The organism is Plantibacter sp. MCCC 1A11337 (assembly GCF_013349365.1).
Taxonomy (GTDB): domain Bacteria; phylum Actinomycetota; class Actinomycetes; order Actinomycetales; family Microbacteriaceae; genus Plantibacter; species Plantibacter flavus_A.
In genome coordinates, this window is record NZ_JABJWX010000001.1 from 202,565 (window position 1) to 216,303 (window position 13,739).

General features: G+C 69.8%; 12 protein-coding genes. 2 read left to right on the forward strand and 10 right to left on the reverse strand.

Annotated features, from left to right (window positions below; genetic code table 11):
• Positions 1–32 precede the first annotated feature (32 nt).
• The 10 genes from aroB to HOW07_RS00985 form a co-directional block, all read right to left on the reverse strand.
• Positions 33–1,130 carry a 3-dehydroquinate synthase gene (aroB, locus tag HOW07_RS00940; protein ID WP_121290680.1) on the reverse strand — a complete coding sequence of 366 codons (1,098 nt, stop codon included), beginning with the start codon at positions 1,128–1,130 and terminating at the stop codon, positions 33–35.
• Entirely contained in the window at positions 1,127–1,645 is a 519-nt protein-coding gene (locus HOW07_RS00945; protein ID WP_175115848.1) for a shikimate kinase, read from the reverse strand. The genes aroB and HOW07_RS00945 overlap by 4 nt, the downstream gene beginning before the upstream one ends.
• Positions 1,638–2,852 (reverse strand): chorismate synthase, encoded by a 1,215-nt coding sequence (aroC, locus tag HOW07_RS00950; protein WP_175115849.1) that lies wholly within the window; start codon positions 2,850–2,852, stop codon positions 1,638–1,640. The genes HOW07_RS00945 and aroC overlap by 8 nt, the downstream gene beginning before the upstream one ends.
• Positions 2,853–2,946: 94 nt before the next feature.
• Positions 2,947–3,846 (reverse strand): shikimate dehydrogenase, encoded by a 900-nt coding sequence (locus HOW07_RS00955; protein ID WP_175115850.1) that lies wholly within the window; start codon positions 3,844–3,846, stop codon positions 2,947–2,949.
• 16 nt (positions 3,847–3,862) lie between these two features.
• A complete protein-coding gene (gene mltG / locus HOW07_RS00960) occupies positions 3,863–5,434 on the reverse strand; it encodes an endolytic transglycosylase MltG (protein ID WP_285039688.1) in 1,572 nt (523 codons plus the stop codon).
• A gap of 13 nt (positions 5,435–5,447) precedes the next feature.
• The gene (gene ruvX / locus HOW07_RS00965; protein WP_175115851.1) at positions 5,448–5,918 is read right to left on the reverse strand and encodes a Holliday junction resolvase RuvX; all 471 of its coding nucleotides are present in this window, start codon (positions 5,916–5,918) and stop codon (positions 5,448–5,450) included.
• 1 nt (position 5,919) lies between these two features.
• Positions 5,920–8,574 (reverse strand): alanine--tRNA ligase, encoded by a 2,655-nt coding sequence (gene alaS / locus HOW07_RS00970; protein WP_175115852.1) that lies wholly within the window; start codon positions 8,572–8,574, stop codon positions 5,920–5,922.
• Between the two features lie 69 nt (positions 8,575–8,643).
• Positions 8,644–8,877: a hypothetical protein gene (locus tag HOW07_RS00975; RefSeq protein ID WP_064293826.1), complete on the reverse strand. Its 234-nt coding sequence runs from the start codon at positions 8,875–8,877 to the stop codon at positions 8,644–8,646.
• Between the two features lie 160 nt (positions 8,878–9,037).
• Entirely contained in the window at positions 9,038–9,667 is a 630-nt protein-coding gene (rpsD, locus tag HOW07_RS00980) for a 30S ribosomal protein S4 (protein WP_064293825.1), read from the reverse strand.
• 222 nt (positions 9,668–9,889) lie between these two features.
• Positions 9,890–11,341, reverse strand: coding sequence for a replication-associated recombination protein A (locus HOW07_RS00985; RefSeq protein WP_082915828.1), 1,452 nt, complete (start codon positions 11,339–11,341; stop codon positions 9,890–9,892).
• Between the two features lie 184 nt (positions 11,342–11,525).
• Here HOW07_RS00985 and HOW07_RS00990 point away from each other — a divergent pair, with 184 nt between their 5' ends.
• A complete protein-coding gene (locus tag HOW07_RS00990; protein ID WP_071260142.1) occupies positions 11,526–12,332 on the forward strand; it encodes a peptidylprolyl isomerase in 807 nt (268 codons plus the stop codon).
• 133 nt (positions 12,333–12,465) lie between these two features.
• Entirely contained in the window at positions 12,466–13,695 is a 1,230-nt protein-coding gene (locus HOW07_RS00995) for a DUF349 domain-containing protein (protein WP_369808437.1), read from the forward strand.
• Positions 13,696–13,739: the final 44 nt, after the last annotated feature.

Below are 13,739 nucleotides of genomic sequence, written 5' to 3' on the forward strand. Positions count from 1 at the left end.
GGACGAGCGCTCGCGGAGCGCACCGGCGTCGGTCAGGAGCCGATCTCCTGGTAGGCGGCGAAGAGCAGCGAGGTCTCGGGCCCCTGGAGGACGGTCGGCTTGGCGAGGTCGTCGAGCACGATGAACCGCAACATCGAACCGCGCGTCTTCTTGTCGCGCTGCATCGTCGCGAGCAGCGTGTTCCAGCGGCCCACCGGATAGGCGATCGGCAGGCTGAGGAGCTCCAGGACGCGACGGTGGCGGTCGACGACCTCGTCCGACAGCCGGCCGGCGAGGCGGGACAGCTCGGCGACGTACATCATGCCGATCGCCACCGCGGCACCGTGTCGCCACTGATACCGCTCGGCGTGCTCGATGGCGTGCCCGAGCGTGTGCCCGTAGTTGAGGATCTCGCGGAGGCCCTGCTCGGTGAAGTCCTCGCTGACGACGTCGGCCTTCATCCGGATCGCGAGCTCGATGCAGCGGCGGAAGGCGGGTGTCTCGGGGTCGGTCGCGGCGTCGACGTCGGCCTCGATGAGATCGAGGATCTCCGGGTAGCGGATGAACCCGGCCTTGGCCACCTCGGCGAACCCGGCGAGGATCTCGTTCTTCGGGAGGGTGTCGAGCGTGTCGAGATCGCAGACGACGGCTGCCGGGGCGTAGAAGGCGCCGACGAGGTTCTTGCCTTCCGCGGTGTTGATGCCCGTCTTGCCGCCCACGGCCGCGTCGACCATGCCGAGGACCGTCGTGGGGACCTGCACGAGTCGGACGCCGCGCAGCCAGGTGGCGGCGACGAAGCCTGCGAGGTCGGTGACGGCGCCACCGCCGAACCCGATGACCGCGTCGGAACGCGTGAAGTCTGCCTGCCCGAGGACTCCCCAGCAGAACGCGGCCACCTCGACCCGTTTCCCGGCCTCGGCGTCCGGCACCTCGGCGAGCAGCACCTGGTACCGGTCGCTCAGGGTCTCGCGCAGTTTGGCAGCCTTCTCGCCCAGCGTCGCCGGGTGGACGATGAGGATCCGCTGCACGCCGGTCCCGAGGGCGTCGACGAGCACGTCCTCCAGCCCTCTCCCGATCGTGATGGGGTACGGGGAGGATCCCGTCACCTCGATGACGGTCCGCTCGGTCGGGGTGGTCGGTTCGGTGCTCATGCAGGCTCCTTCACCCAGGCGACGAGCTCGTCGACGATGCCTGAGATGGGTCGGTGCGAGGTGTCGAAGGTGACATCCGCGAGTCGTTCGTACACGGGACGCCGGGCGGCGGCGATGCGCGACCACGCGCCGGGGTCGTCACGGAGGAGTGGACGCTTGTCGAGGTTGGCTCGTGCCAGCACGGCCTCTTCGGTCACCGTCAACAGCACGACGCGTGCATCGGCGAGCTGACGCTGCGTGTCCTCGTCGAGCACCGCTCCCCCGCCGAGCGACACGATCGCCGGCTGCTCGAGTGCGGCGGCGACCGCCGCCCGCTCCAGGGCGCGGAATTGCGCCTCGCCGTGTCGCTCGAAGATGCGCGCGATCGCTCCGTGCTCGCCGGAGACGACGTTGTCGGTGTCGACGAACGGCAGGCCCAGGCGCTTCGCCAGCTGCTTGCCGACGCGGCTCTTCCCCGACCCCATCGGTCCGATGAGGACGACGGGGAGTCGGAGATCGGCGGCCTGCTCAGGCATCGGCGCTGGAGGCCTGGTCGCCTCGCGTGCGCAGGTTCGACGGGATCGCTGCCAGGTATCCGTCGAGGTTGCGCTTCGTCTCGGGGACGGAGTCGCCACCGAACTTCTCGAGCACCGCTTCGGCGAGGACCAGGGCCACCATCGCCTCGGCCACGACACCGGAGGCCGGGACCGCGCAGACGTCCGAGCGCTGGTGGTGCGCGGTGGCGGCCTCGCTCGTCGCGACGTCGACCGTGCGGAGCGAGTGCGGGACGGTCGCGATCGGCTTCATGCCGGCGCGCACGCGGAGGACGGTACCGGTGGTCATGCCACCCTCGGTGCCGCCGGCGCGATCGCTCTGCCGGGCGATGCCGTCGCTCTCCTGGACGAGCTCGTCGTGGGCCGCGGAGCCGCGACGCGTCGTCGTGAGGAAGCCGTCGCCGACCTCCACACCCTTGATGGCCTGGATGCCCATGAGCGCTGCCGCGAGGCGTGCGTCGAGTCGGCGGTCCCAGTGGACGTAGGAGCCGAGTCCCGGTGGGAGTCCGTAGGCCAGGACCTCGACGATGCCGCCGAGGGTGTCACCGTCCTTCTTGGCCGCGTCGACCTCGGCGACCATGCGCTCCGAGGTCGCCTTGTCGAAACAGCGCAGCGGATCGGCGTCGAGCGCGTCGACGTCGGCCGGGACCGGCAGCGGGCTGTCTTCGGGAACGCGCACCGGGCCGATCGACAGCGTGTGGCTGACGAGGGTGATGCCCAGCTCGCCGAGGAAGGAGCGCGCGACGGCGCCGAGGGCGACGCGCGCAGCGGTCTCGCGTGCGCTGGCGCGTTCGAGCACGGGACGCGCCTCGTCGAAGCCGTACTTCTGCATGCCCGTCAGGTCGGCGTGGCCGGGGCGCGGACGGGTGAGCGCGGCGCTGCGGCCACGCGACTTGTCGGAGATCTCGGTCGGCTCGGGGCTCATGACCTCGGCCCACTTCGGCCACTCGGTGTTGCCGATGCGGATCGCGATCGGGCTGCCCATGGAGAAGCCGTGGCGGACGCCGCCGGACAGGTTGAGCTCGTCCTCCTCGAACTTCATGCGGGATCCTCGGCCGTAGCCGAGCTTCCGTCGGGCGAGGTCGGCGCGGACGCCGTCCATGGAGATGGGGACGCCGGACGGGAGTCCCTCGAGGACGGCGATGAGTTCCGGGCCGTGAGACTCTCCGGCAGTGAGCCAACGAAGCATGGTCCTATCCTTCCATAGAGCCGGGACGCGACCGTGCGCCTTCGGTCGACGGCCCGGCGGGTGTGCAGGTGGGCGACGGATGCGTCCGGAGCGGTCAGTGCGAGGCGACCGGCGCCCCGGTGTGATCGAGGTGGACCGTTCCGAGCATCGCACCGAGCACCGTCGTCTCGTCGTCGAGCGGCAGGAGCGGATCGCCGAGGACGAAGATCCGGACCTGGAGCAACGCCTGGTGCACGAGCATCGACAGGCCGCTGAGGACCGACCCGCCGGCCTGCGACCACGCCTCCGCGAGCACACTCGGCCACGGGTCGTACGCGACGTCGAGGAGGAGCGCGCCTGGAGCATGGGACAGGACCGGACCCGGTTCAGTGAGGGCGCCGCCCGGAAGGGTGCTGATCACGAGTGGTGCGTCAGGCGTCTCACCGTCGAACGGCCCTGAGGCGAACCGCAGCCCCAGCCTGCCGGCGAGGTCCTCGAGTGGTCGCGCCTGGGCCGGTCGTCTGAGCGCCACGTGGACGTGCTCGGCACCGAGGTCCGCCGCCGCCATGATCGCCGAGGAAGCCGTCGCTCCCCCGCCCAGGACGACCGCGGACGCGATCGTGTCGACACCGGCCGCTCCGATCGCGCGGACGATGCCGCCGACGTCGGTGTTGAACCCCTCGATGCGACGGGACCCGTCCTCGGCTCGTCGGAGACGCAGCGTGTTGACCGCCCCGGTCTCGGTTGCGGCGCGGTCGGCCACGTCGGCCAGCTCGAGCGCGCGATGCTTCAGTGGCATGGTCAGCGAGAGCCCCCGCCAGTCCGAGCCGAGGTCGTCGAGGAAGGCCGAGAGCTCAGCCGCCTCGAGTTCGTGGCGACCGTAGTCCCAGTCGAGCCCCAGCACCCGGTAGGCGGCCTCATGCAGTGCCGGCGACTTGGAGTGGGCGATGGGCGCGCCGAGCACGGCGAGCCGCGGCTGCCCGTCCTGGCCGTGACCCGGCCCTGTTCCACGCATGTGCGCCACGCTCCCGCTACTGGTACTCGGGGTGCTCGTCCATCCAGGACAGCCACTTGTCGACCGCGGCCTCGTGCTCCTCCTGGGTGGTGGAGAAGATCGTCTCACCGGAATCGAGGTTCCAGGTGACGAAATAGAGCCAGGGTCCGTCGGCCGGATGCAGGGCGGCATCGATCGCGAGGTCGCCCGGGTTCGAGATCGGTCGCACGACCATGCCCGGATGGACGTAGGTGTTGTACGGGTTCGAAGCGTCGGCGCGCTCGGCGTCCGTTGTCGACACCCGGTGGGTGTTGCCCGTCCCGTACGCGACCGTCGCGTCGGACTGCAGCAGACCGCTCTCCCACTGGGCCGGGTCCAGCCGGTTGAGGAAGACCCGTGACACTTTGTAGTAGTCGTCGCGGAGGCCCGCCTCCTTCTGGATGAGCGAGGCCAGGACGATGGTCTTCCAGCGGTCCTCGGGCTTCACCCCGGCGTCGTCGAGCGCCTGGAACGACCGGTTCACGAGGGTCTGGAGGACGGCGTGCGCATCGCCGCCGTCGGGGAGGCTGTAGGTCGCCGGGAAGAGGAACCCCTCGAGCGAGGTCGCCTCGGCGGGGAGACCGAAGGACGCGACGTCGGCGGCCGCAGCCTGGAGCTCCTCCAGCGGGATGCCGGTGCCCTCCGCGATCGACGGCAGGGCGTCCTGCTCGGCGGTGCCCTCGGGGATGACGAAGGTGTCCTCCATGCGGTTCGCCTCATCGGTCAGGGCCGCAAGGGCGGACTTGGCGCTCATCTTGAGCTTCAGCTTGTAGGCACCAGGGAAGAACTCCGGCTGGGTGGGCTGTGCGAGGAGGAGGTCGTAGAAGGCGTCGAACGACTTCGTGACCCCCGCGTCGTGCAGGCTCGTCGCGATGTCCTCGCCGATGTCGCCCTCGTTGACCATGACGACGGCCTCGCCGCTGCCGGCACCTTCGTAGTCGTTCGGTTCCTCCCATCCGAGGACCTTGCGGATCTGCGGCTCGTAACTCGTCCACACGACCGCGGCGCACGCGACGAGACCCCCGACGACCACGATCGACACGATGAGCGCGATGAGCCCGCGACGACCACGACGGCGCTTCGGCGGTTCCCCGCCGGCCAGCGCACGACGGCGCCCCCGATGGATCGGCTGCGGCCCGCTGTCGTTCGCCGTGTCGTCCTCAGCGAGCAGGTCCTCGAACGCGGGGATGGTCATGGTCCTGGCCCGGGACACCGATGACTCGGTGTCGTCGGACTCGGGCGCACGTGAGGTCGATCCGCTCAAGGGTGTGGCGCTCGCGGCCGGCTCGCCGACGCTGGAGTCACCGGACGACGCGGCGGTCGAGGGGGCGTCGACGGACGTGGCGTCGACCGATCTGGAGCCGGCCGGGGCCGGTCCGGCCGTGTCGCTCGCGGCGTCTTCATCGACGGGCTCGGGCGGCGTCGAGGCGGCTTCGGCGGCCTCCCGCCGCTGACGTGCCTCGCGTCGGGACAGTGGCACCGGCTGCTCCCCCGCGGCGTTCCGTTCGGACGTGAAGAGGTCGGCGAGCGGATCGTCTGCTGGGTTGTTCTCAGGTGTCAGATTCGACACAGGCACGTCCTGTTCACGGGTCGACGGGGCTTCCGGGGGGTCGCCCCGAACCGCGTTCGGCGTCGAGGGCGTACTGCAAGAGTATGACGGCCGCCACCTGATCGACAATCGAGCGCGTCTGCTTCTGTCGTTTCCCAGCGGAGCGCAAGGCGCCGTGGGCGGTCACCGTCGTCAGCCGCTCGTCGACGAGACGGGCCGGGACACCGGTGATCGACCTGAGCCGGGCGGCGAACTCCCGGGCGTCCTTTGTGGACGCCGTGTCCTTCCCCGACAGGGCGATCGGGAGACCGACGACGAGCTCCACGGCGCCGAGTTCTTCGGCGATGACCGCGATCGCCCGGATGTCGGCGTCGCCGCCCAGGTCCCGTGGGACCGTCTCCACCGGCGTGGCCAGCAGGCCGTCGGGATCGCTTCTCGCGACCCCGACCCTGGCCTTCCCGACGTCGATCCCGAGTCGGACACCGCGACGGAACCCGTCCGTCATGTCAGGCGATCTCGCGGGCGATCGCCGCGAGGGCGTCGCCGAGCGCGGTGGCGTCGACGCCGCCACCCTGTGCGAGGTCGTCCTTCCCACCACCGTTGCCGCCGAGGACGCCGGCCGCGACCCGGACGAGGAGGCCTGCCTTGAGTCCGGCGTCGCGGGCACCCTGGTTCGTCGCGACGACGATCGCGGGCTTCCCACCGACGACCGCGCCCAGGGCGACGACCGCCGGGCTCGCGCCGAGCTGCTCGCGGAGCTGCGTGACGAGCGTCCTGACGTCGTTCGGTGACCCGAGCTCGCCCAGGTGCTCGGCGACGAGCGACACCGGGCCGACGCGGTGAGCGGTCTGCGCCAACGCCGGGAGACGTTCGCTCAGCCCACGGGCTTCGAACGCGGCGATCTTCTTCTCAGCCGCCTTGAGGTTCGCGACGAGTTCGGCGATGCGGTCGGGCAGCTGTTCCTTCGGCGTCTTGAGGCTGCCGGAGAGCTGTGACACGAGCGCACGCTCGGCGGCGAGGTCGCGGAAGGCCTCGAGACCGACGAGCGACTCCACCCGACGGTTCGTCGAGCCGACGGACGATTCGCTGACGAGGTTGATCAACCCGATCTCGGCGCTGGAGGTGACGTGGGTGCCCGCACACAGCTCACGCGACCACGGCCCGCCGATGTCGACGACGCGGACGGTCTCGCCGTACTTCTCGCCGAACAGCGCCATGGCGCCGAGTGCCTTCGCGTCGTCGAGCGCCATCTCGCGGGTGGTCACCTGCAGGTTGTCGCGGATGGCGTTGTTGGAGATCTCCTCGATCTCCGACTTCGTCGCCGGCGACAGCGGCTGGTTCCAGGTGAAGTCGAGCCGCAGGTACCCGGCCTTGTTCGACGAACCGGACTGGTGGGCGCTTTCGCCCAGCACCTGCCGCAGGGCGGCGTGGATGATGTGCGTACCGGAATGCGCCTGCTGGGCGCCGCGTCGGTAGCTCGCATCGACGATGGTCGTCGCCGGTGCGTCAACGCCCACCTCGCCCTGGCTCACCTGCACCTTGTGCGCGATGAGACCCTTCACCGGCTTCTGGACGTCGAGCACCTCGAGCTCGTATCCGGGTCCGACGATGACGCCCTGGTCGGCCTCCTGCCCGCCGGACTCGGCGTACAGCGAGGTCTCCGCCAGGATCACCTCGGCGATGTCACCGGCGACCGCGCGCTGCACCGGGTGGCCGCCGACGATGATGCCGAGGATGCGGCTCTCGGTCTCGAGCTCGGTGTAGCCGGTGAACACGGTCTCGCCCTTGGCGCGGATGTCGCTGTAGACCGAGAGGTCGGCGAGGACGCTCTTCTTCGCCTTCGCGTCGGCCTTCGCGCGCTGGCGCTGGGCGGTCATGAGCGAATCGAACGCGTCTCGGTCGACGGAGAGGCCGGCCTCCTCCGCGATCTCGAGGGTCAGGTCGATGGGGAACCCGTAGGTGTCGTGCAGGAGGAACGCGGAATCCCCGGCGAGGGCCGTCCGGCCTGAGCCCTTGGTCTGCTCGAGCGCGAGGTCGAGGATGGTCGTGCCGCTGGCCAGTGTCCGGAGGAAGGTCTCCTCCTCGGCGTAGGCGCTCTGCGAGATCCGGCCGAAGTCGGTCTCGACCTCGGGGTAGGCGGCCTTCATGGCGTCGCGCGACGCGGAGAACAGCTCGGGGAACGTCGCGGTGTCGACGCCGAGGAGACGCATCGCACGGACCGTCCGTCGCATGAGGCGGCGGAGGATGTACCCGCGTCCCTCGTTCGACGGCGTGATGCCGTCGCTCATGAGCATGAGCGAGGAACGCACGTGGTCGGCGATGACGCGCATCCGGACGTCGTCGTCGTGGTCGGCGCCGTAGCGACGTCCGCTCAACTCGGCGGCGCGATCGAGGACCGGGCGCACCTGGTCGATCTCGTACATGTTCTCGACGCCCTGCTTGAGGAAGGCCACCCGCTCGAGCCCCATGCCGGTGTCGATGTTCTTCTTCGGGAGTTCGCCGACGATGTCGAAGTCGACCTTGCCGCGGACGTTCTCGATCAGGTACTGCATGAACACGAGGTTCCAGATCTCGACGTACCGGTCGTCGTCGGTCGCCGGGCCGCCGTCGGCGCCGTACGCGGGACCGCGGTCGAAGAAGATCTCCGAGCACGGGCCGGCCGGTCCTGGCTGACCCGTCGACCAGTAGTTCGTGTCCTTGTCGAGCCGCTGGATGCGGTGCTCGGGGAGCCCTGCGACGCGCTTCCAGAGGTCGATCGCCTCGTCGTCGTCCTTGTACACGGTGACCCAGAGGTCCTTCTCGTCGAAGGCGAGGCCGCCGCTCGACTCACTGCCGGTCAGGAGTTCCCACGCGTAGGTGATCGCCCCCTCCTTGAAGTAGTCGCCGAAGGAGAAGTTGCCGTTCATCTGGAAGAAGGTGCCGTGCCGGGGTGTCTTGCCCACCTCTTCGATGTCGTTGGTGCGGATGCACTTCTGGACGCTCGTGGCGCGGTCGAACGGCGCGGGGACGACGCCGGTGAGGTACGGCACGAACGGCACCATGCCGGCGACCGTGAAGAGGAGCGAGGGGTCGTCGCTGACGAGCGAGGCGGAGGGGACGACGGTGTGCCCCCGATCGCCGAAGAAGGTGAGCCAGCGGGAGCGGATGTCAGCGGTGTCCATGGTGTCCGTACGTCAGGGGTGTGCGTGTCGATGTTCGTGCGCTGCGGCGATGCCCGTCCGGGCGTGCCGCTACGGCTTGGTGAGGTCTTCTGCGGCGTCCTCGACGCGCGCGACGACGGTCTCCGCCGTGTCGCGCAGCTGCGCCTCGCGCTCCTTGTAGGCGTCGCCGACGGTGTCGGTGAACTCCCTGACGCGTGAGTCCAGCTCGGAGAAGAACCGCTTGCCGGACTGTGTCTTGTTGATCTCGTGGGCGACGACGAAGCCGGCGCCGATGCCGACGATCAGCCAGAACACGTTCTTCATGGGGAACTCCTCATCTGCGGTGCGACCACCCGGGCGTCGCCGGGCGTACCAAGCATCCATCGTAGTCGAGCGCGGTGGACCGATGGCGTCGTACGACGACGAAGAGGCACCGGCCGGAGCCGATGCCTCTTCGTGTGGTGCCCGGAGCCGGGCCGCAGTCCTAGCGGGCTGCGTAGTACTCGACGACGAGCTGCACTTCACAGGTCACGGGGACCTCGGCGCGCTTCGGGCGACGCTCGAGACGTGCCTGGAGCTTGTCGAGCTCGACCGAGAGGTACGCGGGCACCTTCGGCAGGACGTCGACGTGACCGCCGGCAGCGGCGACCTGGAAGGGCTCGGTGCCCTCGGAGCGCGGCTTGACGTGGATGAGCTGACCCGGCTTCACGCGGAAGGACGGGCGGTCGACGAGCTGGCCGTCGACCATGATGTGGCGGTGCACGACCATCTGGCGGGCCTGAGCCGTGGTGCGGGCGAAGCCGGCACGGAGGACGAGCGCGTCGAGACGGGTCTCGAGGATCTCGACGAGGTTCTCACCCGTCAGGCCCTGGGTGCGACGTGCCTCCTGGAAGGCGATCTTGAGCTGAGCCTCGCGGATGCCGTACTGGGCGCGCAGACGCTGCTTCTCGCGCAGACGGACGGCGTAGTCGCTGTCGGCCTTGCGCTTGGTGCGGCCGTGCTCACCGGGAGCGTAGGGACGCTTCTCGAGGTACTTGGCGGCCTTCGGGGTGAGGGCGATGCCGAGTGCCCGCGAGAGGCGGGTCTTGCTGCGGGTACGTGACTTGGTAGACACGGTTTCCTTTCGATGAAGTCTCAAACGATGAACGACCGGCGCGAAGACGCGTCGGTGATCCGGAATCACACCGGACAAAGTCAGAGGGGTCCGCCGGGGCTGTTCGGCTACAGAACACGCCCGTCGAACACGGTGATCGAGCAGCCGCGCAGTCACACCGGTTCTAGGCGGATCAATACTAGCACGATGTGCCCCGGTCGCCGGGCCGCCGTGACCAGACGATCACTCGCCCCGGACGATCTTCCGGAGTTTGTCCAACCGCGCCGAGATGTCGCGTTCGTGGCCGTGATCGGTGGGCTGGTAGTACCGGACGTCGCGCAGCTCGTCGGGCAGGTACTGCTGGGCGACGACGCCGATCGGGTGGTCGTGCGGGTAGCGGTAGCCCTTGCCGTGTCCGAGGCGCTTGGCGCCCGCGTAGTGGGCGTCGCGCATCGGCTTCGGAACACGTCCGAAAGCTCCGGCCCTGACGTCGGCGATGGCCTGGTCGATGGCGACGTAGGCCGCGTTCGACTTGGCGGCCGTGGCCAGGTACACCACGGCCTCGGCGAGCGGGATGCGACCCTCGGGCATGCCGATGAACTGGACGGCGTCGGCGGCCGCCACGGCGATGGGCAGCGCCTGTGGGTCGGCGATGCCGATGTCCTCGGCCGCGGAGATGATGATGCGGCGGGCGATGAAGCGCGGGTCCTCCCCCGCCTCGATCATCCGAGCGAGGTAGTGCAGCGCGGCGTCGACGTCGGATCCGCGGATGCTCTTGATGAACGCGCTGATGACGTCGTAGTGCTCGTCGCCGTTGCGGTCGTATCGGAGCAGGGCGCGGTCGACCGCCTGCGAGACGAGCTCGTCGGTGATGACGGGACCGCGGGGCGCCCGCGTCGCGGTGTCGGAGTCGTCGTCCACCCCGTCTTCGTCGTCTTCGTCGTCCTCATCGCCGACGTCGAGGAGGCCCGCGTCGTCGAGATCGAGCTCGTCGGGGTCGACCGGAGCGCCGAGATCGGAGTCGGCGGCGATCGCGGCCGCCTCCAACGCCGTCAGAGCCCGTCGGGCATCGCCGGAGGACAACTGGATGATCGCGGCGCGGGCCTCAGGCGTCACGGTGAAGCGACCGGCCAGGCCGCGCGGGTCGGTCACGGCGCGGTCGATGAGGATGCCGAGGTCGTCGTCGCTCAGCTGCTCGAGCGTGAGGAGCAGTGAACGCGACAGCAGCGGGGAGATGACGGAGAACGACGGGTTCTCGGTCGTCGCGGCGACCAGGATGACCCAGCCGTTCTCCACGCCGGGGAGCAGGGCGTCCTGCTGCGCCTTCGTGAACCGGTGGATCTCGTCGAGGAAGAGGACGGTCGAGCTGCCGTAGAGGTCGCGGCTCGACATCGCCTCCTCCATGACCTGCCGGACGTCCTTGACGCCCGCCGTCACGGCCGAGAGCTCCACGAACCGGCGGCCGGAGCTGTGCGCGATGGCCTGCGCCAGCGTCGTCTTCCCGGTGCCCGGAGGACCCCAGAGGATGACGGACACGGCCGCCTGCGTCCCCTCGTTGTCGCTCGCCAGGCGGACGAGCGGCGAGCCGGGACGGAGCAGGTGCTGCTGGCCGGCGACCTCCTCGAGGCTGCGGGGCCGCATGCGCACGGCGAGCGGTACCGGTGCGCCGGCGATGCCGGGTCCTCGACTGAACATTCCACCAGGCTAGCCGCAGCCTGCGACACGCGGACCTGCTGTAGAACGGGGTCACCGCCGTCGTGTGCCGTTTGGTCCGCGCGGAGCGCTCCCCGTAAGGTTCTCCTGGGCAGTCCGCCGCGGGCGTGGTGCCAGATGACAGCGCGATGCCGCCGCTCGGCCGACGGCACCTGGAGGGAACGACGTGGCAACGAGCAAGGGTCCGGACAAAGAGGCACGCGCAGCACGCGCACGGCTGCGCGCCTACAACGCCCGGCGCACCGTGCACGAGCACCGCTCCAAGCGCCGCGTCCGCGACAACGTGATCGCCGCTGCGGCGCTCGTCGTCGTCCTCGCCGGTGCCACGGCTGCGCAGGTGTTCTTCTTCGCCGGCGGTCCGGGCACCCCGGTCGCGACGCCCACCGCCTCCGCCGAGGCCGGGGCCTGCGGTGTCACCGGGGCCACCGACGGCGCGAACACCGGCGAAGTCCCCGCGAGCACGATCGCCGAGGACCGCGACTGGAGCGGTGAGATGACGATCAACGACGTCGTCATGAACCTCACCCTCGACGGAGCCTGCGCGCCGCAGGGCGTCTCCTCCTTCATCTCCCTCGCCCAGTCCGGCTTCTACGACGGCGTCACCTGCCACCGCCTCACGACGAGCGGCATCTACGTCCTGCAGTGCGGCGACCCCGACGGCACCGGCACCGGCGGCCCCGGGTACAGCTACGGCCCGGTCGAGAACGCACCGACGGACGACGTCTACCCGGCCGGCACCATCGCCATGGCGCGCCAGGGAGGGAACGGCTACAGCAACGGCTCGCAGTTCTTCCTCGTGTACCAGGACTCGACCATCCCGTCCGACGCCGCCGGCGGCTACACCGTGCTCGGCCAGATCACGAGCGGTCTCGACCAGCTCGTCTCGGGTGTCGTGTCCGGCGGTGTCGCAGACGGCAGCGGTGACGGTGCTCCGGCGGTGCCCGCCACCATCACCTCGGTGACGGTCCAGTAGCGCGTGCAGTAACCTGCACCAGACGGAACCGACCGGCGCAAGCGGTCGCCCCGAGCAGGACTCGGGGTAATAGGCTTGTGGATCGATCACGATCGCCACGAACGGCGGTCAACACACAGCAAGGGTGATGCGCGTGACCAGTCCAGAGATCGAACCGTGGGGTCGTGTCGACGACGACGGCACCGTCTACGTCCGTGAGGCCGACGGCGAACGAGCGGTCGGACAGTACCCCGACGGTTCCAAGGAGGAGGCGCTCGCGTACTTCGAGCGCAAGTTCACGGACCTCGCCGGACAGGTGACGCTCCTCGAGCAGCGCGCGAAGCGCGGTGCCCCGGCGACGGACGTCGCGAAGGCCGTGAAGTCGATCACCAAGCAGGTCGAGTCCGCCAACGCGGTCGGCAACCTCCAGGCGCTCCTGACCCGCCTCGCGGCGCTCGACGGCACCGTGAGCGAGCTGACCGAGGCGCAGAGCCAGGAGACCAAGGCAGCTCTCGAGGAGGCGGCACGTGCGCGTCTCGCGATCGTCGAGGAGGCCGAGCAGCTCGCGCAGCAGGATCCGGCACGGGTGCAGTGGAAGCAGACCTCGGCGCGGCTCGACGAACTCTTCGCCGAGTGGCAGCGCCAGCAGCACGACGGACCTCGTCTCGCGAAGAACGACGCCAACGACCTCTGGAAGCGGTTCCGGACGGCACGCGCGACGATCGAGCAGCACCGTCGTGCGTTCTACACGGAGCTCGACTCTGTCCACAAGGAGGCACGCGCGATCAAGCAGAAGCTCGTCGAGCGCGCCGAGGCCCTCATCGCCAAGGGCGCCGAGGGCATCCCCGCCTACCGCAGCCTGCTCGACGAGTGGAAGGCCTCCCCGCGTGCCGGGAAGCGCCAGGATGACGCGCTCTGGGCGAAGTTCAAGGCCGCGGGCGACGCGATCTACGGTGCGAAGGCCGAGATCGACGCGCGCGACAACGAGGAGTTCCAGGGCAACCTGGATCTGAAGCTCGCGGTGTTGGCGGATGCCGAGCCGATCCTGGCCGACACGAACCGGGACTCGGCGCGCAAGGCGCTCACCGACATCCAGCGTCGGTGGGACGAGATCGGAAAGGTCCCGCGCGAGCAGGTCCGCGTCGTCGAAGACCGTCTCCGCAAGATCGAGACCCACGTCAAGCAGCTCGAGGACGAGCACTGGAAGCGCAACAACCCCGAGACGAAGGCGCGCACCGAGGGGCTCGCGAGCCAGCTCGCCGACGCCATCGCCAAGCTCGAGGACGAGGTCGAGGCGGCACGAGCCTCCGGTGACGCCGACCGGCTCACCGCGGCCATCGAGGCGCTGGATGCACGCAAGGCGTGGCTCGGGGCGATCCGCTAGGCGGATCCGCTCCACCAACCGCGTGACGGTCGCGGTTCTCCACA